The organism is Streptomyces sp. NPDC050422, assembly GCF_044458665.1.
Taxonomy (GTDB): domain Bacteria; phylum Actinomycetota; class Actinomycetes; order Streptomycetales; family Streptomycetaceae; genus Streptomyces.
In genome coordinates this window covers 39424-62291 of record NZ_JBITIE010000007.1, presented here as the reverse complement: position 1 = coordinate 62291, position 22868 = coordinate 39424, and the positions used below count along the sequence as shown (strand labels likewise).

Below are 22868 nucleotides of genomic sequence, written 5' to 3'. Positions count from 1 at the left end.
ACCACCCGAAGTCGGCTATCTCGATCCTTCTGGCCGTTAAGGTGCCCGCCGCCTCGAACAAGCGTGTAACTTGCCGGGTCTAGAGAGGGCCGGGGGGCCTGCCGGTGCGAGGGGGGTTGCCCGATGGGCGTACGGCTCATGGTGATCGACGACCACCGACTGCTCGCCGAGGCGCTGGCCTCGGCACTGAAACTGCGCGGGCACCGGGTGCTCGCCGCCGCCGCGCCCACCTCCGGGGCGGCGGAACTGGTCGTCAGCAGGGCGCCCGATATTTGCCTGTTCGGCACGGCGGCGCCCGCCGAACCGGGCACCTTCGACCCGATCGCCAGGATCAGGCGCGAACGCCCGCAGATCGCCGTGGTGGTGCTCGGGCCCGTGCCCAGCCCGCGCGGCATCGCGGCCGCCTTCGCGGCCGGCGCCGCCGGATACGTACGGCACGACGAGCGCATCGAGGGCGTCGAGCGGGCGATGGTCAAGGCGCGGGCCGGGGAGACGGCGATCGCGCCGCAGCTGCTCCAGGGCGCCTTCGCCGAGCTGCTCAACCCGGTGGCGCAGCCGGACGACGAGGGCCGGCGGCTGTTGCGGATGCTCACCCCGCGCGAGGTCGAGGTCCTGGTCCGGGTCGCCGAGGGCGAGGACACCCGGCTGATCGCGGCCGGTATGCGGATCGCGCCCAGCACCGCCCGTACCCACGTACAGCGCGTGCTGATGAAGCTGGGCGTCGGTTCCCGGCTGGAGGCGGCGGCGCTCGCCGCCCGCACCGGCCTGCTGGACCGGGCGGCCCTGGGGACGCCGCAGGGGCCGGACACCGTCGGCTGACCGGTGTCCGGCCCCTGCGGGTGGTGAGGGTGCCTCAGTCGCCCGGCGCGTCCGTGGTGTCCGGGGCGGCGGCCGGCGGCTGGGCCGGGCGCAGCTTCAGCCAGACCAGGAAGAACAGCCCCAGGGCCAGCATGGCGAGACCGGTCCACAGGTTGATGTGTACGCCCTCGGCCTTCTTCAGGTCGGCGTCGGACGGGTTGATCCCGGCGATGGTGACGATGACGCCGTAGACGACGAAGAGACCGCCGATAATCATCCGGATGTCGAACAGCCGGGCCGCCGTGGCGGACTTCCGCTCCAGGTCGGAGACTTCCTTGTGCAGGTCGGACATGGTGGGTTACTCCGATCAGAACGAGTACGGGACGTAGCACAGGGCGGCGAGCACGATCGCGCCCCAGCCCAGCAGCGCGGGCCTGCGGTACCAGGCGTCGTCGCCCTCCTCGGGCAACTCGTCGGCTTCCGGGGACTCGGTTCCGTACACCAGACCGGCCAGTTCGGCCTCGGGCTTGGGGGCCGTGAACAGCGTGACGGCGACCATGACGACCGCACCGGCGACGAACCCGACGATCGCGGAGACGAAGTTGGCGCCCTGGTCGGTGGGGATGTCGATGACACCCTGCTTGTAGATGACGAAGTAGTTGACCATCGCGGCGGTGGTGCCCGCCAGCAGGCCCCAGACACCCGACTTCATCGAGGCGCGCTTCCAGAACATGCCGATGATGAAGACGACGAACAGCGGGACGTTGAAGAAGGAGAACAGCGTCTGGAGGTAGCTCATGATGTTGGAGAAGCTGGAGGCGATGAACGCCGTGCCGATGGAGGCCAGCACCCCGAGCACCGTGATCTTGCGACCGAAGCTCAGGTAGTACGCGTCCGGCTGGTCCTTCTTCACGTACCGCGCCCAGATGTCCGTGGTGAACACGGTGTTGAACGAGGAGACGTTGGCCGCCATGCCGGCCATGAACGCGGCCAGCAGACCGGTGACCGCGATGCCGAGGACGCCGTTGGGGAGCAGTTCCCGCATCAGCAGCGGGATGGCGTCGTTGTAGGTCGTGTCCGAGCCGGTGGTGCCGATGTTGGGCACGACCACGGCGGCGACCAGGCCCGGGATCATCACGAGGAAGACGATGAACATCTTCGGGAACGCGGCGATCAGCGGGGTGCGCTGGGCGGCCGAGAGGTTCTTCGCGGACAGGGCGCGCTGCACCTCGGCGAAGTTCGTCGTCCAGTAGCCGAACGAGAGCACGAAGCCGAGGCCCAGGATGATCGTCAGCCAGTTGGCGCCGAGCGGGTTGGCGTCACCGATGCCGGTGCCGCCCCAGGCGGTCATGAAGTTCGCCCCGTGGCTGGACTCCAGCGAGTCGCTCAGCCCGTCCCAGCCGCCGACGCGCTTGAGGCCCAGCACGGTCAGCGGGATCAGCGCGGCGAGGATGACGAAGAACTGCAGCACCTCGTTGTAGATCGCGGAGGAGAGCCCGCCGATGGTGATGTAGATCAGGACGAAGAGGCCCGCGACGACGATCGCGACCCACTGCGGCCAGCCGAGGAGCGCCTCCACGACGATCGACAGGGCGTACAGGTTGACGCCCGCGATCAGTACCGCCGAGAACGCGAAGAGTATGGAACTGAGCAGATGCGCCGACTTGTCGAAGCGGTGCAGCAGGAACTCCGGGACGGAGCGCACCTTCGAGCGGTAGTAGAAGGGCATCATCACGAGGCCCAGGAAGACCATCGCCGGGATGGCGCCGATCCAGTACCAGTGGACGACCGCGACGCCGTACTGCGCGCCGGTCGCCGCCATGCCGAGGATCTCGGTGGCGCCGAGGTTCGCCGCCACGAAGGCCAGACCGGTCACCCATGCGGGCAGTGACCGTCCGGAGAGGAAGAAGTCGAGGCTCGTCCTGACGCTTCGCCGAGCGGCGAAGCCGATGCCGAGAACGACGACGAAGTAGATCGCCAGGATCGTGTAGTCGAGCCCGTTCGTGGGGAGCCGGAGCCCTGCAGCCAGATTTTGCATGTGGGGGTACTCGCTTCGTTGCGCGAACTGAACCCGAAGGAAACTACGCTCTTGTGTTCAGAAACTGAACAGTTCCGATGAGGTTCTTTGTTGGATTGTGATCGCATTGCCGAAAAGGCCGGTCTCCACCCTGCGAGATTCCCGTCACGCCGTGGGTGGGGACTCATTGACGAGCCTGTTGGCTTGTGGTTCATTGTGTTTGGTTCTGTTTGGGAGGAGTCTGGTGAAGAAGACGGTTACGACGCTTGCCGACGGCCGGGAGCTGATCTACTACGACAGCCGTGACGACGTCGTGCGCGACGCGGTGGACCGGCGACCGCTCGACCCCGTCTCCACCTCGTCCGAGGTCCGCCGCGACCCGCTCCTCGGCGACAGCGTCGCCATCGCCTCGCACCGCCAGGGCCGCATCTACCACCCCCCGGCCGACGAGTGCCCGCTCTGCCCCTCGCAGGAGGGCCGGCGGAGCGAGATCCCGGAGCCGGACTACGACGTCGCCGTCTTCGAGAACCGCTTTCCCTCCCTCGCTGGTGACTCCGGCCGCTGCGAGGTCGTCTGCTTCACCTCCGACCACGACGCCTCCTTCGCCGACCTCACCGAGGAGCAGGCCGCCCTCGTCCTGGAGGCGTGGACCGACCGGACCGCCGAGTTCGCCGAGCTCCCGCAGGTCACGCAGGTGTTCTGCTTCGAGAACCGGGGCGCCGAGATCGGCGTCACCCTCGGACACCCGCACGGCCAGATCTACGGCTACCCCTTCGTCACCCCGCGCACCGAGCTGATGCTCCGCTCCGCGGCGGCCCACCGGGCCGAGACCGGCGGCAACCTCTTCGACGACATCGTGGCCCGCGAGGAGGCCGACGGCTCGCGGATCGTCCTCGCCGCCGAGCACTGGGTGGCCTTCGTGCCGTACGCCGCCCACTGGCCGTACGAGGTCCACCTCCACCCGCGCCGCCGCGTCCCCGACCTGCGGGAGCTCGACGAGGCCGCCCGCACGGAATTCCCACAGGTCTATCTGGAACTCTTGAGGCGATTCGACCGGATCTTCGGCCCCGGCGAGCCGCCGACCCCGTACATCTCCGCCTGGCACCAGGCACCGTTCGGAGTCGAGGGGCGGGAGGACTTCGGGCTCCATCTGGAGCTTTTCACCATCCGACGTACCTCCGGCAAGCTGAAGTTCCTCGCGGGTTCCGAATCCGGCATGAGCGTGTTCATCAACGACGTGCCGCCGGAGACCGCGGCCCAGCGACTGCGAGAGGTAGCGAGCGAGTGAGCAAGTCCCCGAAGAAGTACCTGGTGACCGGCGGCGCGGGATACGTGGGCAGCGTGGTCGCCCAGCACCTGCTGGAGGCGGGACACACCGTTACCGTCCTCGACGACCTCTCCACCGGCTTCCGCGAGGGCGTCCCGGCCGGCGCCGAGTTCATCGAGGGCCGCGTCCAGGACGCCGCGAAGTGGCTGGACCCGTCCTACGACGGGGTGCTGCACTTCGCCGCGTACTCCCAGGTCGGCGAGTCCGTCGCCGACCCCGAGAAGTACTGGGTCAACAACGTGGGCGGCTCCACCGCCCTGCTCGCCGCGATGCGCGACGCCGGGGTGCGCACGCTGGTCTTCTCCTCCACCGCCGCCACCTACGGCGAACCGGTCTCCAGCCCCATCACCGAGGCCGACCCCACCGCCCCGACCAGCCCCTACGGCGCCACCAAGCTCGCCGTCGACCACATGATCACCGGAGAGGCGGCCGCCCACGGCCTGGCCGCCGTCTCGCTGCGCTACTTCAACGTGGCGGGGGCGTACGGCAACTGCGGCGAGCGGCACAGCCCCGAGTCCCACCTCATCCCGCTGGTCCTCCAGGTCGCGCTCGGGCAGCGCGAGTCGATCTCCGTCTACGGCGACGACTACCCCACCCCCGACGGCACCTGCGTCCGCGACTACATCCACGTCGCCGACCTCGCCGAGGCCCACCTGCTGGCCCTCGACGCCGCCACCGCGGGCGAGCACCTGATCTGCAACCTCGGCAACGGCAACGGCTTCTCGGTCCGCGAGGTCATCGAGACGGTCCGCGAGGTCACCGGCCACCCGGTCCCCGAGACCGCGGCCCCCCGCCGCGCCGGCGACCCGGCCGTCCTCGTCGCCTCCGCCGCCACCGCCCAGGAGCGCCTCGGCTGGCAGCCGTCCCGCGCCGACCTGGCCGGAATCGTCTCCGACGCCTGGACGTTCGCCCGCCGAGAGGAGCCCACCGCACCATGACCGACAACGCTGAGCTGACCACCTCCTTCACCGAGCTCTACGGGACCGCGCCCGAGGGGGTCTGGGCCGCCCCCGGCCGGGTCAACCTGATCGGCGAGTACACCGACTTCAACGACGGCTTCGTGATGCCGCTCGCGCTGCCGCACACCGCACGCGCCGCCGTCGCCCGCCGCACCGACGGCGAACTGCGGCTGCACTCCACCGATGTGCCGGGCGGCGTCGTCCAGCTCCGCGTCGACGAGCTGGTGCCGCATTCCGGCCACGGCTGGGCCGCCTACCCCGCCGGTGTCGTCTGGGCGCTGCGCGAGGCCGGCCACGCGATCACCGGCGCCGACATCCAGCTGTCCTCCACCGTCCCCACCGGCGCCGGGCTCTCCTCGTCCGCCGCCCTCGAAGTGGTGACCGGACTGGCCCTGAACGACCTCTTCGGGCTCGGACTCGCCCCCGCCGAGCTCGCGGTCCTCGCCCAGCGCGCCGAGAACGCGTTCGTCGGCGTCCCCTGCGGCGTCATGGACCAGATGGCATCGGCCTGCTGCACCGACGGCCACGCCCTGCACCTGGACACCCGCGACCTCACCCAGCGCCAGGTCCCCTTCGACCTGGCCGCCCAGGGCCTGAAGCTCCTGGTTGTCGACACCCGCGTCAAGCACGCGCTCGGCGACGGCGCGTACGCGGAGCGGCGCGCCGGCTGCGAGGAGGGCGCCCGCGTCCTCGGCATACGTACGCTGCGCGAGCTCCCGTACGCGGAACTGGGTACCGCGCTCGACACGCTGGCCGAGGTCGGCGCGGACGAGTCCGTCGTGCGCTACGTACGCCATGTGGTCGGCGACAACGAGCGCGTCGAGCAGGTCATCGCGCTGCTCGACTCCGGCCAGGTGCGCGCGGCCGGCCCGGTCCTCACGGCCGGCCACGTCTCGCTCCGCGACGATCTGCGGGTCTCCTGCGTGGAGTTGGACCTGGTCGTCGAGACGGCGAACGCCGCCGGCGCACTCGGCGCGCGGATGACCGGCGGCGGCTTCGGCGGCTCGGCGATCGTGCTCGTCGAGGAGTCGCAGGCGGACACGGTCACCAAGTCCGTGCAGGAGGCGTTCGCCGCAGCGGGCTACGCGGCCCCGGGCGTCTTCCCCGCCGTGCCGTCCGCGGGGGCCCGCCGGCTCGTCTGAGCCGGCCGGTCCGGTCGGGGCGAACCCCCGCCCGGACCGGTCAGAGCTCCTTGACGAGGGTGAACTCCGTGATGCCGGGCGGGTAGTTCTCGACCCGCCCCCGCACCTCGTAACCCCGCTTCCGGTAGAAGTCCGGGGCCTGGAAGTCCCAGGTCTCCACCCGGGAGCGGGTGCAGGACCGGTCCGTGCGGGCCACCCGTTCCGCCTCGGCGAGCAGTCGCGAGCCGAGGCCGCAACCGCGGAGACGGGCGTCGACCCAGAGCAGGTCCACATGGAGCCAGTGCGCCCAGGTGCGGCCGGTCAGCCCCGCGGCGAGCCGGTCCTCGGCGTCCAGCGCCCATACCTCCAGCGGGACTTCGAGCGCGTCAGGCGTATCGCGCAGGGCGCGGAGCCGCGGTGAGCGTGCCGTGTTGTCCTCGTGCAGCCGGTTGTTCAGCAGCTGACGTCGTTCTTTGTCCACTTCTGTCTCAAGACGGAACATGCACCACACCCTAGGACCCGACTGCCCGTCAGTTACGCGAATTTCCTTCCCCCCGGGGCCGTCGCCCGTACCCTGATGCACAGCACCGGTGGGGGCCGGTGCTGATTCAGGGGTACGAGACAGCCGGGTGCGACGCCCGGGCGGGGTGGCAGTCGGTACACGGCGGCGGCCGTGGACTGCGGTTCAACTCCCCGCTCCGGGCGTCGTACCCGCGCCGGTCCGTCCCTGCCGGGGGTCGCACGCTTCGCGCGCCCCAGAACACACAGCATGGGGGTGCCTGTGGCCCGTATCCGGGTTCTCGTCGTCGACGACCACCGCATTTTCGCCGAGTCGCTCGCCGCGGCGCTCGCCGCCGAGCCGGACGTCGACGTGGCAGCGGCGGGCAGTGGCCCGGCCGCCCTGCGCTGCCTGGAACGCGCGGCGTCCGAGGGCCGTGGGTACGACGTGATACTGGTCGACGCCGAGCTGGGCGCCCTGCACCCGCTCGGCCGCCCGGCCGTGGTCCCGGCCCAGGGGCCCGCTCCGAACGCCGGGGGGAACGGGGCGGCCGACGGCATCTCCCTGGTCGCCGGCATCCGTTCGCTGCGGTCCCCGGTGCGCACGGTGGTGCTCGCGGAGAAGGACGATCCGCGCCGGGCCGCGCTCGCGCTCCAGGCGGGCGCCTGCGGCTGGGTCGCCAAGGACAGCTCGCTGCAACGGCTGCTCGCGGTGATCCGGGGCGTGCTGCGCGATGAGACGCATCTGCCGCCCGCGCTGCTCACGGGCGTGCTGCGGGAGCTGATGGCGGACCGCAAGCACCGCACCGAGAGCGAACAGCTCGTCGAGTCCCTGACCCCGCGCGAGCGCGAGGTGCTGCGCTGCATGGTGGCGGGGCTCGGCCGCAAGGCGGTGGCGGAGCGGCTCTTCCTCTCCCCGCACACGGTGCGTACCCACATGCAGAACGTGCTGGGGAAGCTGGGCGTGCACTCGACGCTGGCGGCCGTCGCGCTGGCCCGCCGGGCGGGTGTCGGCCCCGCAGACCTGGAGGCGGCGGTCCCGGTCCCGGCCCTAGGAGGGCGGGATGTTGTCGAACGGGGCGGTCAACTGGCGTAGCAGTCCCGCCAGTTCGCCCCGCTGGTGACGGGAGAGTTCGCCCAGGATGGCGCGCTCCTGGGCGAGCAGGCCGGCGAGCGACTGGTCGGCCTTGTCGCGGCCCTCTGCGGTGAGCCGGACCAGCACGCCGCGGCGGTCGCTGGGGTCGGGGAGCCGCTCGACGAGATTCTTCTTGGTCAGCCGGTCGATGCGGTTGGTCATCGTGCCCGACGTCACCAGGGTCTGGGTGAGGAGCTGGCCGGGGGAGAGCTGGTACGGGGCGCCCGCGCGGCGCAGCGACGTGAGGACGTCGAACTCCCACGGCTCCAGATGGTGCTCGGCGAAGGCGATTCTGCGGGCCCGGTCGAGGTGGCGGGCCAGGCGTGAGACGCGGCTGAGGACCTCGAGTGGTTCCACGTCGAGGTCGGGGCGCTCTCGGCGCCATGCAGCGACCAGTCGGTCGACCTCGTCCTCCATGTGGATCAGTGTAGAGGGTCTGTCGACATGAAGTCTCTTGAATTCAAGTGTCTTGACATCAAGATACTTCGGGTCGATCCTGGACGGCATGACCGCACCCACCTGGGATCCGCAGCAGTACCTGCGCCACGCGGACCATCGCACCCGCCCCTTCCACGACCTGCTGGCCCGCGTCCCCGAGCTGCCGCACGCCCCCGCCCCCCGCGTCGCCGACCTCGGCTGCGGCGCCGGCAACGTCACCGCCCTGCTCGCCGAGCGCTGGCCCCGGGCCCGTATCACCGGCTACGACAACTCCCCGCAGATGCTGGAACGCGCCCGCGCCCACGCCACCGCCCTGCTGGACTTCGCCGAGGCCGACGCCGCGACCTGGACGCCCTCCCAGCCGTACGACCTGATCGTCTCCAACGCCCTGCTCCAGTGGGTCCCCGGCCACGCCGACCGCCTCCCCGGCTGGCTGGACGCCCTCACCCCCGGCGGCACCCTCGCCCTCCAGGTCCCGGGCAACTTCGACCAGCCCTCGCACGCCCTGATGCGTGAACTCACCGAGTCCCCGCGCTGGCGCTCCCGCCTGGCCGGCCGGCTGCGCCACGCCGACGCGGTCCTGAGCCCCGCCGGATACCTGGACCGCCTCACGGGCCCCGGCCGCACCGCCGACGTCTGGGAGACCACCTACCTCCACCTCCTGCAAGGCGAGGACCCCGTCCTCGACTGGGTGAAGGGCACCGGACTGCGCCCCGTCCTCACCGCCCTCGCCGACGACGAGGAGGCCAGGGACGCCTTCCTCGCCGAATACCGCGACCTGCTCCGCGCCGCCTACCCCGCGGGCCCGCACGGCACCGTCTTCCCGTTCCGCCGCATCTTCGCCGTCGCCCACCGGGAGAAGTGATGATCGCCGCCGTCGACCACGTCCAGCTGGCCGCCCCCGCGGGCTCGGAGGAGGCGCTGCGCACGTACTACGTGCACATCCTCGGCATGACGGAGATCCCCAAGCCACCGGTCCTGGCCGCCCGCGGCGGCTGCTGGTTCCAGACCGGCCCGGTCCAGCTCCACCTGGGCATCGAGGCGGACTTCCGGCCGGCCCGCAAGGCCCACCCGGGCCTGCGGGTGCGGGACATCGAGGCGTACGCGGCCCGGCTGACGGAGCGCGGCGCCGAGGTGCGATGGGACGGGGACCTGCCCGGCCACCGCCGCTTCTTCAGCCACGACCCGGTGGGCAACCGGCTGGAGTTCCTGGAACCCTAGAGGGTCCGGAAATCCGGTGAAGGGGCCCCGTCGGACGCGGTCGCGGGCGCGGCCGCGTGCGGTGGATCAGTTCAGGACGCTGTACGTGTTCCAGCCGCCGCCGAGCCTGACCGGGACGGTGAACTGGCCGGCGCCGTTCGAGACGTACAGGTAGAGGCCGCCGTCGCGGCCGACCCCGACGAGGTCGGCCTTGCCGTCCCCGGTGAGGTCACCGGGCGTGGCCAGCTTCGTGTAGGTGTTCCAGCCCTTGCCGACCGGGAACGGGGACTGGAACGGCTTGTCCTTGTCACCGGTGCCCCGGTACATCTTGAGCACCCCGTCAGAGGTGCGGCCCAGCACGTCGGTGAGGCCGTCGCCGGTGAAGTCACCGGCACCGATGATCACGTCGTACGCGTTCCAGCCGCCGCCGACCTTGATCCGCGCACCGAGGCCGCTGCCCGTGCCGTTGCCGGGGTGGATGTACAGGTAGCCGCCGGTGTCGCGGGTCAGCAGGTCGGCCTTGCCGTCGCCGGTCAGGTCGCCGGGACCGACGGTGACGTCGTAGCTGCCCCAGGCGCTGCTCATCCGGTGAATGCTGCCCGGCGTGTAGGTGTAGCTGTAGAGCCCGCCGTCGTACACCTCCAGCAGGTCGGCCAGAGTGTTCTCCTCGAGCGAGGACGCGATGAGGGGCTTGGTGCCCTTCCACCCGCCCGCGTTGCTCACACTGGCACGCGGGCTCAGCGTGCCGTTGTTCAGCGACCAGTAGGTCCAGAGCGTGCCCTTGGTATCGAGCCCGAGGAGGTCGTTCTTGCCGAAGTCGGGGGCGCCGCCCGCGCCGGCGAGGAGCGACGCCACGTTCAGTCCGGTGCCTGCCGCGACGCGCGTGGCGAGTTCGCCGGTACCGGTCGCGAGGTACACGTAGACGTCACCCTCGACCGTGCGGCCGATCAGGTCGCCGCGGCCGTCGCCGTTCAGGTCGTCGGCGCCGATGACCTGGTTGTAGATCTTCCAGCCGCGGCCGACGTGGTCGGCGTCGGTGAACGGCTTCGCCGCGGAGCCGGTGCCCGTGTAGAAGTACAGCTCGCCCGACCTGGTCCGGCCGTAGAGGTCGGCGATGCCGTCCCCGGTGACATCGTTCGCCCCGATGATCTGGTCGTACATGTGCCAGCCCTTGCCGACCAGGACCCGGGCGGCGAACGGCGCGGTGGACGTGTTGCCGGTCGCCGGGTACAGGTACAGCTCGCCCGCGGGCGTACGGGCCAGCAGGTCGGCGCGCCCGTCGCCGGTGAGGTCACCGGGGGAGAGGACCTTGTTGTATATCTGCCAGCCCTTGCCGGTCCATTCGGCGTTGCCGGTGCCCGCGCCCGACATGCCCGCACGGAAGGTGAGCGAGCCGTACGGCGACAGGGTCAGGAGGTCCGCGAACCCGTCACCCGTCTGGTCGCCGACCGGGATGATGTCCTTGTGCGCGGTCGCGTCCTTGCCGGGGATCTCGAACGCGAACGACCCCTCCACGCTGCTCGGCGAGATGCCGAGTTCGCCGTCGTACGTCCGGTAGACCAGGTCGGAGTAGCCGTCGTCGTCGAAGTCCGCGCGGGGCTTCGCGGCCGAGGCCGCGGCCGACTGCCGCTGGGCGGTGTGCTTCGGCAGGTTCAGGACCGGCCGCGGACCCGCCGAGGACGCGGGCCGCTCGGTCACGGTGCGCTGCGGTGCGGTGTCATCGGCCGAGGCCGGGGCGGCCAGCAGCATGCCGGCCGAGAGAGCGAGGGTGGTGCAGGCCGCGATCCGGCGCGCGTGCTTCGCGCGCGTGGGCGTGGCACGACGGCCGGGTTCCACAGAAGACAAGGCCCCCCCAGGGGTGAGTAGTGAAACGCCCGACGGGCGCCGCCACCGAAATCCGGTGACGGGCCACGTCGGGCGCGGTGCTGCGGTCGTGCGACGGATCAGTACAGGTTGGCGTACGTTCCCCAGCCGCCGCCGACCCTCGCCCGGGCGCCGAACTTGCCGGTGCCGGTCGAGGTGTAGCGGTAGAGGTCGCCCTTGCCGTCGATACCCACGAGGTCGGCCTTGCCGTCCCCGTTGATGTCGCCGGGCGCGGCCAGCTTCTTGTACGTGTTCCAGCCCCCGCCGATGTTCACGCGGGACTTGAACGGCTTCGACGCGACGCCCGTACCCGGGTAGAGGTAGAGCGTGCCGCCCTTGGTGCGGGCGAGCAGGTCGGTGCGGCCGTCGCCGTTGTAGTCACCGGCGCCGACCAGCTTGTTGTACGCGTTCCAGCCGCTGCCGACCTTGATCCGGGAGGCGAACCCGGTAGCCGTGCCGTTGCCCCGGTAGAGGTAGAGCGTGCCGCCGGAGGTGCGGGCCAGCAGGTCGCCCTTGCCGTCGCCGCTGAGGTCACCGGGGCCGACGAGGCTGTTGTAGACGCCCCAGCCCTTGCCGATGACGTAGCCGTCGCTGTACAGCGTGCCGGCGTACGACTCCAGCAGTTCGCCCTGGCCGTCGTTGTCGAGCGACGACGCGAAGGTGATGTTGGCCCCGCGCCAGGCCCCGGTGTTGCCGATGGCCTGCCGTGCGGCGAACAGGCCGTTGTTCTTCGAGTAGTACCAGAACAGACTGCCCTTGGTGTCGAGCCCGAACATCTCGTTCTTGCCGAAGTCGGGGTTGCCGCCCGCCCCGACGAACAGCGACGCCACGTTCCAGCCGGTGCCGCCGCCCGAACGGGTGAGGAAGCTGCCCACTCCGGTCGACTCGTAGTAGTACACGGCGCCGGCCGTCGTCCGCGCGATGATGTCGCCGAGGCCGTCACCGTTGGCGTCGTCGACGCCGACGATCTGGTTGTAGCCGTTCCAGCCGTTGCCGACCTTCACACGCCCCGCGAACGGCTTGGCGGCCTTGCCGGTACCGGCGTAGAAGTACAGCTCTCCGGCGGGCGTACGGGTGAAGAGGTCGCCGATGCCGTCGCCGGTCACGTCGTTGGCGCCGACCAACTGGTCGTAGCCACCCCAGCCGTTGCCGACCTTGACCCGGGACTTGAACGGGTTGCTGGTGACCGAGCCGTTGGTGACGTACAGATACAGCTCGCCCGACGGCGTGCGGGCCAGCACGTCGCCGCGGCCGTCACCGTTCACATCGCCGGCGCCGACCAGCTTGTTGTAGATCTGCCAGCCCTTGCCGGTCCAGGTGGCGTAACCGGTGCCGGATTCGCCCTGGCCCTGAAGGAGCTGGAGCGTGCCGGTGGCGGTCAGCGCCAGGATCTCGGGGTTGCCGTCCCCGTCCAGGTCGCCGGGCGCGACGAGGTCCTTGTACTGCTCGTACGGGTCGCCGCTGATCGTGAACTCGTGATCGGCGTTGCTGGTCGCGACGTACACGACGCCGTCGATAGCGCGGTAGACCGTGTCGCTGTAACCGTCGCCGTCCACGTCGAGGCGCGGCTTCGCGGGCACGACCGCGGCGGCACCGGCACCCTCGACACCCGCCGCACGCGACTTCTGAGCCGGGTGCTTCGGGAGTGTGAGGGACGGCAGTTGGCCGAGAGCCGGCGCGGGCTGCTCGACGGCGGTGCGGCGCGGTGCGGTGTCATCGGCCGAGGCCGGGGCGGCCAGCAGCATGCCGGCCGAGAGGACGAGTGCGGTGCAGGCCGCGATCCGGCCGGCGCGCTTCGAGCGCGCGGGCATGGCACGACGGCCGGGTTCCACAGAAGACAAAGCCCCCCCAGGGGTAAGTGGTGGAACCGGGAGAAACGCCTTCACAGGTGCACTACATGCACGCTGAAGCATTCCCGGGATGGTCACAGACTCTACAACTGTGACCAGCGGGACTGAAGTGCTTTAGCAGTGAACGACGTTTCGGATCGGACACGCTGAGGGGCGTAATCCGGACACTCCCGCTCAACTCTTGCGATGCCCGATCAGCCGCGGCTTCGACTCCAGGTTCTCCAGCCCGTGCCACGCCAGATTCACCAGATGGGCCGCGACCTCCGCCTTCTTCGGCTTGCGCGCGTTCACCCACCACTGGCCCGTCAGCGCCACCATCCCGACCAGCGCCTGCGCGTACAGCGGCGCCAGCTTCGGATCGAAGCCCCGGGCCTTGAACTCCAGACCCAGGATGTCCTCCACCTGGGTGGCGATGTCACTGATGAGCGAGGCGAACGTGCCCGTCGACTGGGCCACCGGCGAGTCACGGACCAGGATGCGGAATCCGTCCGTGTACGTCTCGATGTAGTCCAGCAGCGCGAACGCCGCCTGCTCCAGCAGCTCACGCGGATGACCGGCGGTCAGCGCGGTGTTCACCATGTCCAGGAGCTGACGCATCTCCCGGTCGACCACCACGGCGTACAGCCCCTCCTTGCCGCCGAAGTGCTCGTACACCACCGGCTTGGAGACCCCGGCACGCGACGCGATCTCCTCCACCGACGTGCCTTCGAAGCCCTTGTCGGCGAAGAGGGTGCGACCGATGTCCAGCAGCTGCTCGCGGCGTTCCTTCCCGGTCATCCGCACCCGGCGGGTCCGCCGGGCGGAGGGTGCACGGGTGTTCTCGCTGCTTGTGCTTCCATCGGTCGCCACGTCGTCAATCATGCCGCGTCGGCCCGCACGGGGTGGCGCCGGGACTCGATACGGGCGGAGTCGGGCCAGCGCACATCGGTCGCCCAGCCCAGCTTCTCGAACCAGCGGATCAGCCGGGCACTCGAATCGATCTGACCTCGCATCACGCCGTGCCGCGCACTCGTCGGGTCGGCGTGGTGCAGGTTGTGCCAGGACTCACCGCACGACAGGATCGCCAGCCACCACACGTTGCCGGACTTGTCACGGGACTTGAACGGGCGCTTGCCGACCGCGTGACAGATCGAGTTGATCGACCACGTCACGTGGTGCAACAGCGCCACCCGGACCAGCGAGCCCCAGAAGAACGCGGTCGCCGCACCCCACCACGACATCGTGACCAGGCCACCCACCAGCGGCGGAATGGCCAGCGAGACGATCGTGAAGAAGAGGAAGTGGCGGGAGATCCCGCGGATCGCCGGATCCCTGATCAGATCGGGGGCGTACTTCTGCTGAGGCGTCCGCTCCTCGTCGAACATCCAGGCGATGTGCGCCCACCAGAGACCCTTCATCAGAGCCGGCAGCGTCTCACCGAAACGCCACGGCGAGTGCGGGTCGCCCTCCGCGTCCGAGAAGCGGTGGTGCTTGCGGTGATCGGCCACCCAGCGGACCACCGGGCCCTCCACGGCCAGCGAACCGGCCACGGCCAGGGCGATACGGAGCGGACGCTTCGCCTTGAACGAACCATGCGTGAAGTACCGGTGGAAACCGATCGTGATGCCATGGCAGCCGATGTAGTACATCGCCACCAGCAGACCCAGGTCGAGCCAGCTCACACCGCGGCCCCAGGCCAGCGGCACCGCCGCGACCAGAGCCACGAACGGTACGACGATGAACAGCAGGAGCGCGATCTGCTCGATCGACCGCTTGTTGTCCCCGCCAAGCGTGGCGAGGGGAAGAACCTGACCGTCAGCCGCCTCGGCGGCCTCGATCACTTCGGGGCTGGACTTCATGGGGAGTCCCCTGTGGGTAGGAAAGCGACGGACAGTCGGGGCTACGCACCCGTAACCTACGGCGTCGTAAGTATGGCAGCGCGAAGGCCCGCCACACGAGAGGACGATCGCCCGGACACGGACCGGTGCCGTACGGGGTAGGGGACAGGGAGCGCACCCCGCACGTACCCGCGATGAACAGCGGGCACGCTCTCGGGGCGCGAACCGCGCCGACAGCACGGACACCTATCCTGGGGGCGTCGGACAGCGCGGTCCGCACCCTGCCACCCGGGGGGTCGCGTCGGCACCGCAGCCGGCCGCGGGCCCCGGATCCCGTGCTCAACCACTGCAAGGAGCCGCACACTGTGAGCAGTGCCGACCAGACCCCTGCCGCCAGCACCGAGCTGCGCGCCGACATCCGCCGCCTCGGCGACCTGCTGGGCGAGACCCTCGTACGCCAGGAGGGGCAGGAGCTCCTCGACCTCGTCGAGCGCGTCCGAGCCCTCACCCGCACCGACGGCGAGGCCGCGGCCGAGCTTCTCGGCGACACGGACCTGGAGACCGCCGCACAGCTCGTGCGGGCCTTCTCCACCTACTTCCACCTCGCCAACGTCACCGAGCAGGTCCACCGCGCCCACGAGATGCGCGACCGGCGCGCCGCCGAGGGCGGGCTCCTCGCCCGTACCGCCGACCGGCTCAAGGACGCGGACCCCGAGCACCTGCGCGAGACCGTCAAGAACCTGAACGTACGGCCCGTCTTCACCGCGCACCCCACCGAGGCCGCCCGGCGCTCCGTACTGAACAAGCTCCGCCGCATCGCCGCGCTCCTGGAGACCCCGGTCATCGAGGCCGACCGGCGCCGCCAGGACATCCGGCTCGCCGAGAACATCGACCTCATCTGGCAGACCGACGAGCTGCGCGTGGTCCGCCCGGAGCCCGCCGACGAGGCCCGCAACGCCATCTACTACCTCGACGAGCTCCACGCCAACGCCGTGGGCGACGTCCTGGAGGACCTGGCCGCCGAACTGGAGCGCGTCGGCGTCGAACTGCCCGCCGGCACCCGCCCCCTCACCTTCGGCACCTGGATCGGCGGCGACCGCGACGGCAACCCCAACGTGACGCCCGCCGTCACCTGGGAGGTGTTGATCCTCCAGCACGAGCACGGCATCACCGACGCCCTCGAACTCGTCGACCAGCTGCGCGGACTGCTCTCCAACTCCATCCGCTACACCGGAGCCACCGACGAGCTCCTCGCCTCCCTCCAGGCCGACCTGGAGGCGCTCCCCGAAATCAGCCCCCGCTACAAGCGGCTGAACGCGGAGGAGCCCTACCGGCTCAAGGCCACCTGCATCCGGCAGAAGCTCGTCAACACCCGCGAGCGCCTCGCCTCCGGCACCCCGCACCGCCCCGGCTGCGACTACCTCGGCACCGCCGAGCTCATCGCCGACCTGGCCCTCATCCAGACCTCGCTGCGCGAGCACAAGGGCGGCATCGTCGCCGACGGCCGGATGGACCGCACCATCCGCACGCTCTCCGCGTTCGGTCTGCAGCTCGCCACCATGGACGTACGCGAGCACGCCGACGCCCACCACCACGCGCTCGGCCAGCTCTTCGACCGCCTCGGCGAGGAGTCCTGGCGCTACGCCGACATGCCGCGCGACTACCGGCAGAAGCTCCTCGCCAAGGAGCTCCGCTCCCGCCGGCCGCTCGCCCCGACCCCGGCCCCGCTGGACGCCGCCGGCGAGAAGACCCTCGGTGTCTTCCACACCATCAGCCAGGCCTTCGAGCGCTTCGGCCCCGAAGTCATCGAGTCCTACATCATCTCGATGTGCCAGGGCGCCGACGACGTCTTCGCCGCCGCCGTCCTCGCCCGCGAGGCCGGACTCCTCGACCTGCACGGCGGCTGGGCCAAGATCGGCATCGTCCCGCTCCTGGAGACCACGGACGAGCTCAAGGCCGCCGACGTCATCCTCGACGAGATGCTCGCCGACCCCTCCTACCGCCGCCTCGTCTCGCTCCGCGGCGACGTCCAGGAGGTCATGCTCGGCTACTCCGACTCGTCCAAGTTCGGCGGCATCACCACCTCGCAGTGGGAGATCCACCGCGCCCAGCGCCGGCTCCGCGACGTCGCCCACCGCTACGGTGTGCGCCTGCGCCTCTTCCACGGCCGCGGCGGCACCGTCGGCCGCGGCGGCGGCCCCTCGCACGACGCGATCCTCGCGCAGCCGTGGGGGACGCTGGAGGGCGAGATCAAGGTGACCGAGCAGGGCGAGGTCATCTCCGACAAGTACCTCATCCCCGCCCTCGCCCGCGAGAACCTGGAACTGACCGTCGCGGCCACCCTCCAGGCCTCCGCGCTGCACACCGCACCCCGCCAGTCCGACGAGGCCCTGGCCCGTTGGGACGCGGCCATGGACACCGTCTCGGACGCCGCGCACGCCGCGTACCGCAAGCTGGTCGAGGACCCGGACCTGCCGACGTACTTCCTCGCCTCGACCCCGGTGGACCAGCTCGCCGACCTGCACCTGGGCTCGCGGCCCTCCCGCCGCCCCGGCTCGGGCGTCTCGCTCGACGGCCTGCGCGCCATCCCGTGGGTCTTCGGCTGGACCCAGTCGCGGCAGATCGTGCCCGGCTGGTACGGCGTCGGCTCCGGCCTCAAGGCGCTGCGCGAGGCCGGTCTGGACACCGTCCTGGAAGAGATGCACGAGCAGTGGCACTTCTTCCAGAACTTCCTCTCGAACGTCGAGATGACCCTGGCCAAGACCGACCTGCGCATCGCCCGGCACTACGTCGACACCCTCGTCCCCGATGAGCTCAAGCACGTCTTCGACGCCATCGAGGCCGAGCACGCGCTGACGGTGAAGGAAGTCCTCAAGATCACCGGCAACGCCGAACTGCTCGGCACCAGCCCGGTGCTCCAGCAGACCTTCGCCATCCGCGACGCCTACCTGGACCCGATCTCCTACCTCCAGGTGTCCCTGCTGGCCCGCCAGCGCCAGGCGGCCGAACGCGGCGAGGAAGCCGACCCGCTGCTCGCCCGCGCCCTGCTGCTCACCGTCAACGGTGTAGCGGCGGGACTGCGTAACACCGGCTGATCACCATCGGCTGACCACCACCGTTGATCAACACCGCTGATCAACACCGCTGATCAGCACCGGCTGACCGGCTGAGAACACGGTCGCGGGCGGGGCCCCGTCACAGGGCGATGAACGTCGCCACGAGCAGGACCCCGCCCGCGATCCCGGCACCCCAGCCGACCCGGGTCAGCCGCAGCCCGCCACCGATCACCAGCCCGGCCAGGATCAGCGCCCCGCCCAGCGGCACCCACGCATGCAGGAAACCCGGCGTCCCGGTGCGTACGACCTCGAAGGTGTCCGGCTTCACGACGACGGGGAAACGGTCACCCTTCTTCGCCGCCACGGACTTCTCGACCGAGACCCGGGAGCGTGCCGCCCCGCCGTCGGACGGTGTGTAGGGGCCCGTGCAGACCTCGCTGCCGCACCCCGTGACCGTCATCGTCCCGTGCTCACGGCCCTTCGCCAGCACGATGTGATGCGCCGTGTCCCACGAGGACAGCACACCCGCGACGAGCAACAACAGGACGACACAGCCGAGCGCTGCGCTGCGGCCGTACTGCACGGCACGGTGGGAGGAGCTGCGCTTCATGGGGGCCGATCCTTGGCCAGGGCCCTGCGGTCGGTCAAGCCGTGGCCGAAAACAGCCCACTTACCGGCGGGTATGTCGGGATTCGGGCCCGCCCACGCGGCTCAGGAGTTGTACGCACTCTGCGCGCGCTCGAGACCCTCCGCCAGCAGGCACTCCACCGAGTCCGCCGCCCGGTCCACCAGGAACGCCAGCTCCTTGCGCTCCGTGGACGAGAAGTCCTTCAGTACGAAGTCCGCGACCTGCATCCGGCCCGGCGGACGCCCGATCCCGAACCGGATCCGGTGATAGCCGGGGCCCATCGACTTCGTCATCGACTTCAGCCCGTTGTGCCCGTTGTCGCCGCCGCCCAGCTTCAGCCGCAGCGTCCCGTAGTCGATGTCCAGCTCGTCGTGCACCGCCACGACATGGTCCAGCGGCACCTTGTAGAAGTCGCGCAGCGCCGTGACCGGGCCGCCCGACAGATTCATGTACGACATCGGCTTCGCCACCACGACCCGGCGGCTGAGCGGCCCGGGCGGACCGATCCGCCCCTCCAGCACCTGCGCCTGAGCCTTGGGGGCCCGCTTGAACTTCCCGCCGATCCGCTCCGCGAGGAGGTCGGCGACCATGAAGCCGACGTTGTGCCGGTTCGCCGCGTACTCGGGACCGGGATTGCCCAGGCCCACGATCAGCCAGGGGTCGGTGGCGTCGGACATCGCGCTGGGTCTCCTCGCGTACGGGCGGGTGGCGGCAGGAACAGGGAAACGGGGCGGCGGATCCCCCGGAGGGAGACCGCCGCCCCGTCAGTCAAGCAGGTGAGGATCAGGCCTCGGCGGGAGCGTCCTCGGCGGGGGCTTCCTCGACCTGGGCGGCGACGACCTGGAGCACGACGGCCGTCGGGTCCTCGGCCAGGACCGAACCGCTGGGCAGCGGGATGTCCTTGGCGAGGATCGAGTCACCGGCGTCCAGGCCCGCGATGGAGACCGTGACGGACTCGGGGATGTTGGTCGCCTCGGCCTCGACGCGCAGGGTGTTCTGCACGTACTCGAGGAGGTTGCCGCCCGGGGCCAGCTCGCCCTCGACGTGCACCGCGATCTCGACGTCGACCTTCTCGCCGCGCTTCACGGTCAGCAGGTCGACGTGCTCGATGTTGCCCTTGATGGCGTTGCGCTGCACGGCCTTCGGGATGACCAGGGCGTCCTTGCCGTCGATCTCGAGACCGATGAGGACGTTGGCGGTACGGAGCGCGAGGTGCAGCTCGTGGGCCGGCAGCGTGATGTGGACCGCCTCGGCGCCGTGGCCGTAGATGACCGCGGGAACCAGGTTGGCGCGACGGGTACGGCGGGCAGCGCCCTTGCCGAACTCGGAACGGACCGCGGCGTTGAGCTTGATCTCGGCCATGACTGCACTCCTCGTAAGGTGACAAAACTGCGGATGGTCACCCGGCCCACGACAGGCCTGCTACGAAGAGCGCGTCGATAACGGACCGCCGTACCTATGAGTACGGCCTCCCTCGCCGAGCAACTCGCTGAGTCTACCCGGCGGGGAGGCCGCGCCCAAAGTGGATCTTCTGTGACGCTTGCGCGCCTGCCGTTCCTACTGCTCTTCGAAGAGGCTCGTGACCGAGCCGTCCTCGAAGACCTCGCGCACCGCGCGAGCGATCGTCGGCGCGATCGAGAGCACCGTGATCTTGTCGAGCTCCAGCTCACCCGGGGTCGGCAGGCTGTCCGTGAAGACGAACTCACTGACCTTCGAGTTCTTCAGCCGGTCGGCGGCCGGACCCGACAGCACACCGTGCGTCGCCGTCACTATGACGTCCTCGGCACCGTGCGCGAACAGGGCGTCAGCGGCGGCGCAGATCGTGCCACCCGTGTCGATCATGTCGTCGACCAGGACACAGACCCGGCCCTTCACGTTGCCCACGACCTCGTGAACGCTGACCTGGTTCGGCACGTCCTTGTCGCGGCGCTTGTGCACGATCGCCAGCGGAGCGTCCAGACGGTCGCACCAGCGGTCGGCGACCCGGACACGGCCGGCGTCCGGCGAGACGATCGTCAGCTTCGAGCGGTCGACCTTCGCACCGACGTAGTCGGCCAGGATCGGCAGCGCGAAGAGGTGGTCGACCGGGCCGTCGAAGAAGCCCTGGATCTGGTCGGTGTGCAGATCGACGGTGAGGATGCGGTCCGCACCCGCCGTCTTCATCAGGTCCGCGATCAGACGCGCCGAGATCGGCTCGCGGCCGCGGTGCTTCTTGTCCTGGCGGGCGTAACCGTAGAACGGCACGATCACCGTGATGGAACGGGCCGACGCGCGCTTCAGCGCGTCCAGCATGATCAGCTGCTCCATGATCCACTTGTTGATCGGAGCCGTGTGGCTCTGGATCAGGAAGCAGTCGGCGCCGCGGGCGGACTCCTGGAAGCGGACGTAGATCTCACCGTTGGCGAAATCGAAGGCCTTCGTCGGCACGAGGCCCACACCCAGCTGGTGCGCAACCTCCTCGGCCAGCTCGGGGTGGGCGCGGCCGGAAAAGAACATCAGTTTCTTCTCGCCGGTCGTCTTGATCCCGGTCACAGCAACAGTCTCCTCAGACGTGTTTCTGGCGCTGCACACAGATGTCCCGAAGTGCAACGAGCCAGCCGAAATGGGGTGAGCAACTATCACGGTACGCCGTGCGCGACGCGCCTGTTTCCGGTCAGCTTTCGCTGCCGGTGTCCTCCGCCGCGGCCTGAGCCGCCTGCGCGGCCGCACTCCCCGGACGCTTGCGGGCCACCCAGCCCTCGATATTCCGTTGCTGGCCACGGGCCACGGCCAGCGAACCGGCGGGCACGTCCTTCGTGATGACCGAGCCCGCCGCGGTGTAGACGCCGTCCCCGACCGTGACAGGCGCCACAAACATATTGTCCGAACCGGTCCGGCAGTGAGAGCCGATCGTCGTGTGGTGCTTGTTCACGCCGTCGTAGTTCACGAAGACGCTGGCCGCACCGATGTTCGTGTACTCACCGATCGTCGCGTCGCCCACGTACGACAGGTGCGGGACCTTCGTGCCCTCGCCGAGCGTCGCGTTCTTGAGCTCCACGTACGTACCGGCCTTGGACTTCGCTCCCATCCGCGTCCCCGGCCGCAGATACGCGTACGGACCGACCGTCGCACCGGCGCCGACCTCGGCCCCGTCCGCGACCGTGTTGTCCACGCGCGCACCCGCCCCGACGACGGTGTCCTTCAGCCGCGAGTTCGGACCGACCTCGGCGTCCTCCGCGAGATGCGTCGTCCCCAGCAGCTGGGTGCCCGGGTGCACAAGAGCATCCCGCTCGTACGTCACGGTCACGTCGATCAGCGTCGACGCCGGGTCCACCACGGTCACGCCCGCGGTCATCGCCCGCTCCAGCAGCCGCTGGTTCAGCAGCCGGCGCGCCTCGGCGAGCTGCACGCGGTTGTTGATCCCGAGGATCTCCCGGTGGTCACCGGCGACCGAAGCGCCGACCCGGTGCCCGGCCTCGCGCAGGATGGACAGCACGTCCGTGAGGTACTCCTCACCCTGGCTGTTGTCCGTACGGACCTTGCCCAGCGCGTCCGTGAGCAGCTGCCCGTCGAACGCGAACACCCCGGAGTTGATCTCCCGGATCGCCCGCTGGGCGTCGGTGGCGTCCTTGTGCTCGACGATCTCGGTGACCGCGCCGGTCGCCGCGTCGCGGACGATCCGGCCGTAGCCGGTGGAGTCGGGGACCTCGGCGCTGAGCACGGTGACGGCGTTGCCGTCGGCGGTGTGGGTGGCGGCGAGCGCGGCGAGCGTCTCACCGGACAGCAGCGGGGTGTCGCCGCAGACGACGATCACGGTGCCGTCGACGGTCCCGCCCAGCTCGTCGAGGCCGACGCGCACCGCGTTCCCGGTGCCCTTCTGCTCGGCCTGGTAGGCGGTGCGCACCTGGGCGTCCGCGGCGGTGAGGTGGGCGGTGACCTGCTCGCTCGCGTGGCCGACGACCACGACGAGGTGCTGCGGTTCCAGTTCGCGGGAGGCCGCGACGACATGTCCGACGAGCGAACGCCCGGAGATCTCGTGCAGGACCTTGGGGGTCTTCGACTTCATGCGGGTGCCTTCACCCGCTGCGAGGACGACGACGGCTGCCGGGCGTACGGAGCTCACGGATAGGCCCTTCGGCTTCAGGTGATGGACATCCGCAGGATACCGGGGGGCGTTGGGGC

General features: G+C 70.2%; 21 protein-coding genes. 8 read left to right on the top strand and 13 right to left on the bottom strand.

The genetic code is table 11. From position 1 onward, the window contains the following. Window positions 1-123 precede the first annotated feature (123 nt). Entirely contained in the window at window positions 124-819 is a 696-nt protein-coding gene (locus ACIBJG_RS11990) for a LuxR C-terminal-related transcriptional regulator (protein WP_399307319.1), read from the top strand. A gap of 34 nt (window positions 820-853) precedes the next feature. Here ACIBJG_RS11990 and ACIBJG_RS11985 read toward each other — a convergent pair whose 3' ends face one another. Beyond that, window positions 854-1150: a hypothetical protein gene (locus tag ACIBJG_RS11985; protein ID WP_399307317.1), complete on the bottom strand. Its 297-nt coding sequence runs from the start codon at window positions 1148-1150 to the stop codon at window positions 854-856. Window positions 1151-1165: 15 nt separating this feature from the next. Beyond that, on the bottom strand, window positions 1166-2836 hold the full coding sequence (locus ACIBJG_RS11980; protein ID WP_399307316.1) for a sodium:solute symporter family protein: 1671 nt from the start codon (window positions 2834-2836) through the stop codon (window positions 1166-1168). 223 nt (window positions 2837-3059) lie between these two features. Here ACIBJG_RS11980 and galT point away from each other — a divergent pair, with 223 nt between their 5' ends. Genes galT through galK form a run of 3 tightly spaced genes read left to right on the top strand, consistent with a single transcriptional unit; the run spans window position 3060 to window position 6243 of the window. Next, entirely contained in the window at window positions 3060-4103 is a 1044-nt protein-coding gene (galT, locus tag ACIBJG_RS11975) for a galactose-1-phosphate uridylyltransferase (protein WP_399307314.1), read from the top strand. After that, a complete protein-coding gene (galE, locus tag ACIBJG_RS11970; RefSeq protein ID WP_399307312.1) occupies window positions 4100-5080 on the top strand; it encodes a UDP-glucose 4-epimerase GalE in 981 nt (326 codons plus the stop codon). Before galT ends, galE begins: the two co-directional genes overlap by 4 nt. Further along, the gene (galK, locus tag ACIBJG_RS11965) at window positions 5077-6243 is read left to right on the top strand and encodes a galactokinase (RefSeq protein WP_399307310.1); all 1167 of its coding nucleotides are present in this window, start codon (window positions 5077-5079) and stop codon (window positions 6241-6243) included. The genes galE and galK overlap by 4 nt, the downstream gene beginning before the upstream one ends. A 40-nt stretch (window positions 6244-6283) precedes the next feature. Here galK and ACIBJG_RS11960 read toward each other — a convergent pair whose 3' ends face one another. Beyond that, window positions 6284-6724 (bottom strand): GNAT family N-acetyltransferase, encoded by a 441-nt coding sequence (locus tag ACIBJG_RS11960; protein WP_399307308.1) that lies wholly within the window; start codon window positions 6722-6724, stop codon window positions 6284-6286. 267 nt (window positions 6725-6991) lie between these two features. Here ACIBJG_RS11960 and ACIBJG_RS11955 point away from each other — a divergent pair, with 267 nt between their 5' ends. Continuing rightward, window positions 6992-7816 carry a LuxR C-terminal-related transcriptional regulator gene (locus ACIBJG_RS11955; protein ID WP_399307306.1) on the top strand — a complete coding sequence of 275 codons (825 nt, stop codon included), beginning with the start codon at window positions 6992-6994 and terminating at the stop codon, window positions 7814-7816. Here ACIBJG_RS11955 and ACIBJG_RS11950 read toward each other — a convergent pair. Beyond that, entirely contained in the window at window positions 7772-8272 is a 501-nt protein-coding gene (locus tag ACIBJG_RS11950; protein WP_399307304.1) for a MarR family winged helix-turn-helix transcriptional regulator, read from the bottom strand. The genes ACIBJG_RS11955 and ACIBJG_RS11950 overlap by 45 nt on opposite strands. Before the next feature lie 88 nt (window positions 8273-8360). Between ACIBJG_RS11950 and ACIBJG_RS11945 the strand changes: the two genes are divergently transcribed. Beyond that, the gene (locus tag ACIBJG_RS11945; RefSeq protein WP_399307302.1) at window positions 8361-9158 is read left to right on the top strand and encodes a trans-aconitate 2-methyltransferase; all 798 of its coding nucleotides are present in this window, start codon (window positions 8361-8363) and stop codon (window positions 9156-9158) included. Beyond that, complete coding sequence (locus ACIBJG_RS11940) at window positions 9158-9514, top strand: VOC family protein (protein WP_399307300.1); 357 nt, start codon at window positions 9158-9160, stop codon at window positions 9512-9514. The genes ACIBJG_RS11945 and ACIBJG_RS11940 overlap by 1 nt, the downstream gene beginning before the upstream one ends. Before the next feature lie 66 nt (window positions 9515-9580). Here the strand turns inward: ACIBJG_RS11940 and ACIBJG_RS11935 are convergent, their stop codons facing one another. The 4 genes from ACIBJG_RS11935 to ACIBJG_RS11920 form a co-directional block, all read right to left on the bottom strand. After that, a complete protein-coding gene (locus ACIBJG_RS11935; RefSeq protein WP_399307635.1) occupies window positions 9581-11329 on the bottom strand; it encodes an FG-GAP repeat domain-containing protein in 1749 nt (582 codons plus the stop codon). A 107-nt stretch (window positions 11330-11436) separates the two neighbouring features. Beyond that, window positions 11437-13167: an FG-GAP repeat domain-containing protein gene (locus ACIBJG_RS11930; protein WP_399307298.1), complete on the bottom strand. Its 1731-nt coding sequence runs from the start codon at window positions 13165-13167 to the stop codon at window positions 11437-11439. Window positions 13168-13380: 213 nt separating this feature from the next. Continuing rightward, entirely contained in the window at window positions 13381-14067 is a 687-nt protein-coding gene (locus ACIBJG_RS11925) for a TetR family transcriptional regulator (RefSeq protein ID WP_399307296.1), read from the bottom strand. Next, a complete protein-coding gene (locus ACIBJG_RS11920; protein ID WP_399307294.1) occupies window positions 14064-15044 on the bottom strand; it encodes an acyl-CoA desaturase in 981 nt (326 codons plus the stop codon). Before ACIBJG_RS11920 ends, ACIBJG_RS11925 begins: the two co-directional genes overlap by 4 nt. 344 nt (window positions 15045-15388) lie before the next feature. On the opposite strand from ACIBJG_RS11920, the gene ppc reads away from it, so the two are divergent. After that, window positions 15389-18118, top strand: a complete 2730-nt coding sequence (gene ppc / locus ACIBJG_RS11915) for a phosphoenolpyruvate carboxylase (protein WP_399307292.1) — start codon at window positions 15389-15391, stop codon at window positions 18116-18118. Between the two features lie 100 nt (window positions 18119-18218). Here the strand turns inward: ppc and ACIBJG_RS11910 are convergent, their stop codons facing one another. From ACIBJG_RS11910 to glmU, 5 genes are all read right to left on the bottom strand, one after another. After that, window positions 18219-18689: a hypothetical protein gene (locus ACIBJG_RS11910; RefSeq protein ID WP_399307290.1), complete on the bottom strand. Its 471-nt coding sequence runs from the start codon at window positions 18687-18689 to the stop codon at window positions 18219-18221. A gap of 101 nt (window positions 18690-18790) precedes the next feature. After that, on the bottom strand, window positions 18791-19384 hold the full coding sequence (pth, locus tag ACIBJG_RS11905; RefSeq protein WP_399307288.1) for an aminoacyl-tRNA hydrolase: 594 nt from the start codon (window positions 19382-19384) through the stop codon (window positions 18791-18793). Window positions 19385-19490: 106 nt separating this feature from the next. Continuing rightward, on the bottom strand, window positions 19491-20069 hold the full coding sequence (locus ACIBJG_RS11900; RefSeq protein ID WP_399307286.1) for a 50S ribosomal protein L25/general stress protein Ctc: 579 nt from the start codon (window positions 20067-20069) through the stop codon (window positions 19491-19493). A 195-nt stretch (window positions 20070-20264) separates the two neighbouring features. Beyond that, window positions 20265-21239 carry a ribose-phosphate diphosphokinase gene (locus ACIBJG_RS11895; RefSeq protein ID WP_148019072.1) on the bottom strand — a complete coding sequence of 325 codons (975 nt, stop codon included), beginning with the start codon at window positions 21237-21239 and terminating at the stop codon, window positions 20265-20267. Window positions 21240-21360: 121 nt separating this feature from the next. Then, window positions 21361-22809: a bifunctional UDP-N-acetylglucosamine diphosphorylase/glucosamine-1-phosphate N-acetyltransferase GlmU gene (gene glmU / locus ACIBJG_RS11890; RefSeq protein WP_399307284.1), complete on the bottom strand. Its 1449-nt coding sequence runs from the start codon at window positions 22807-22809 to the stop codon at window positions 21361-21363. Between the last annotated feature and the right edge of the window lie 59 nt (window positions 22810-22868).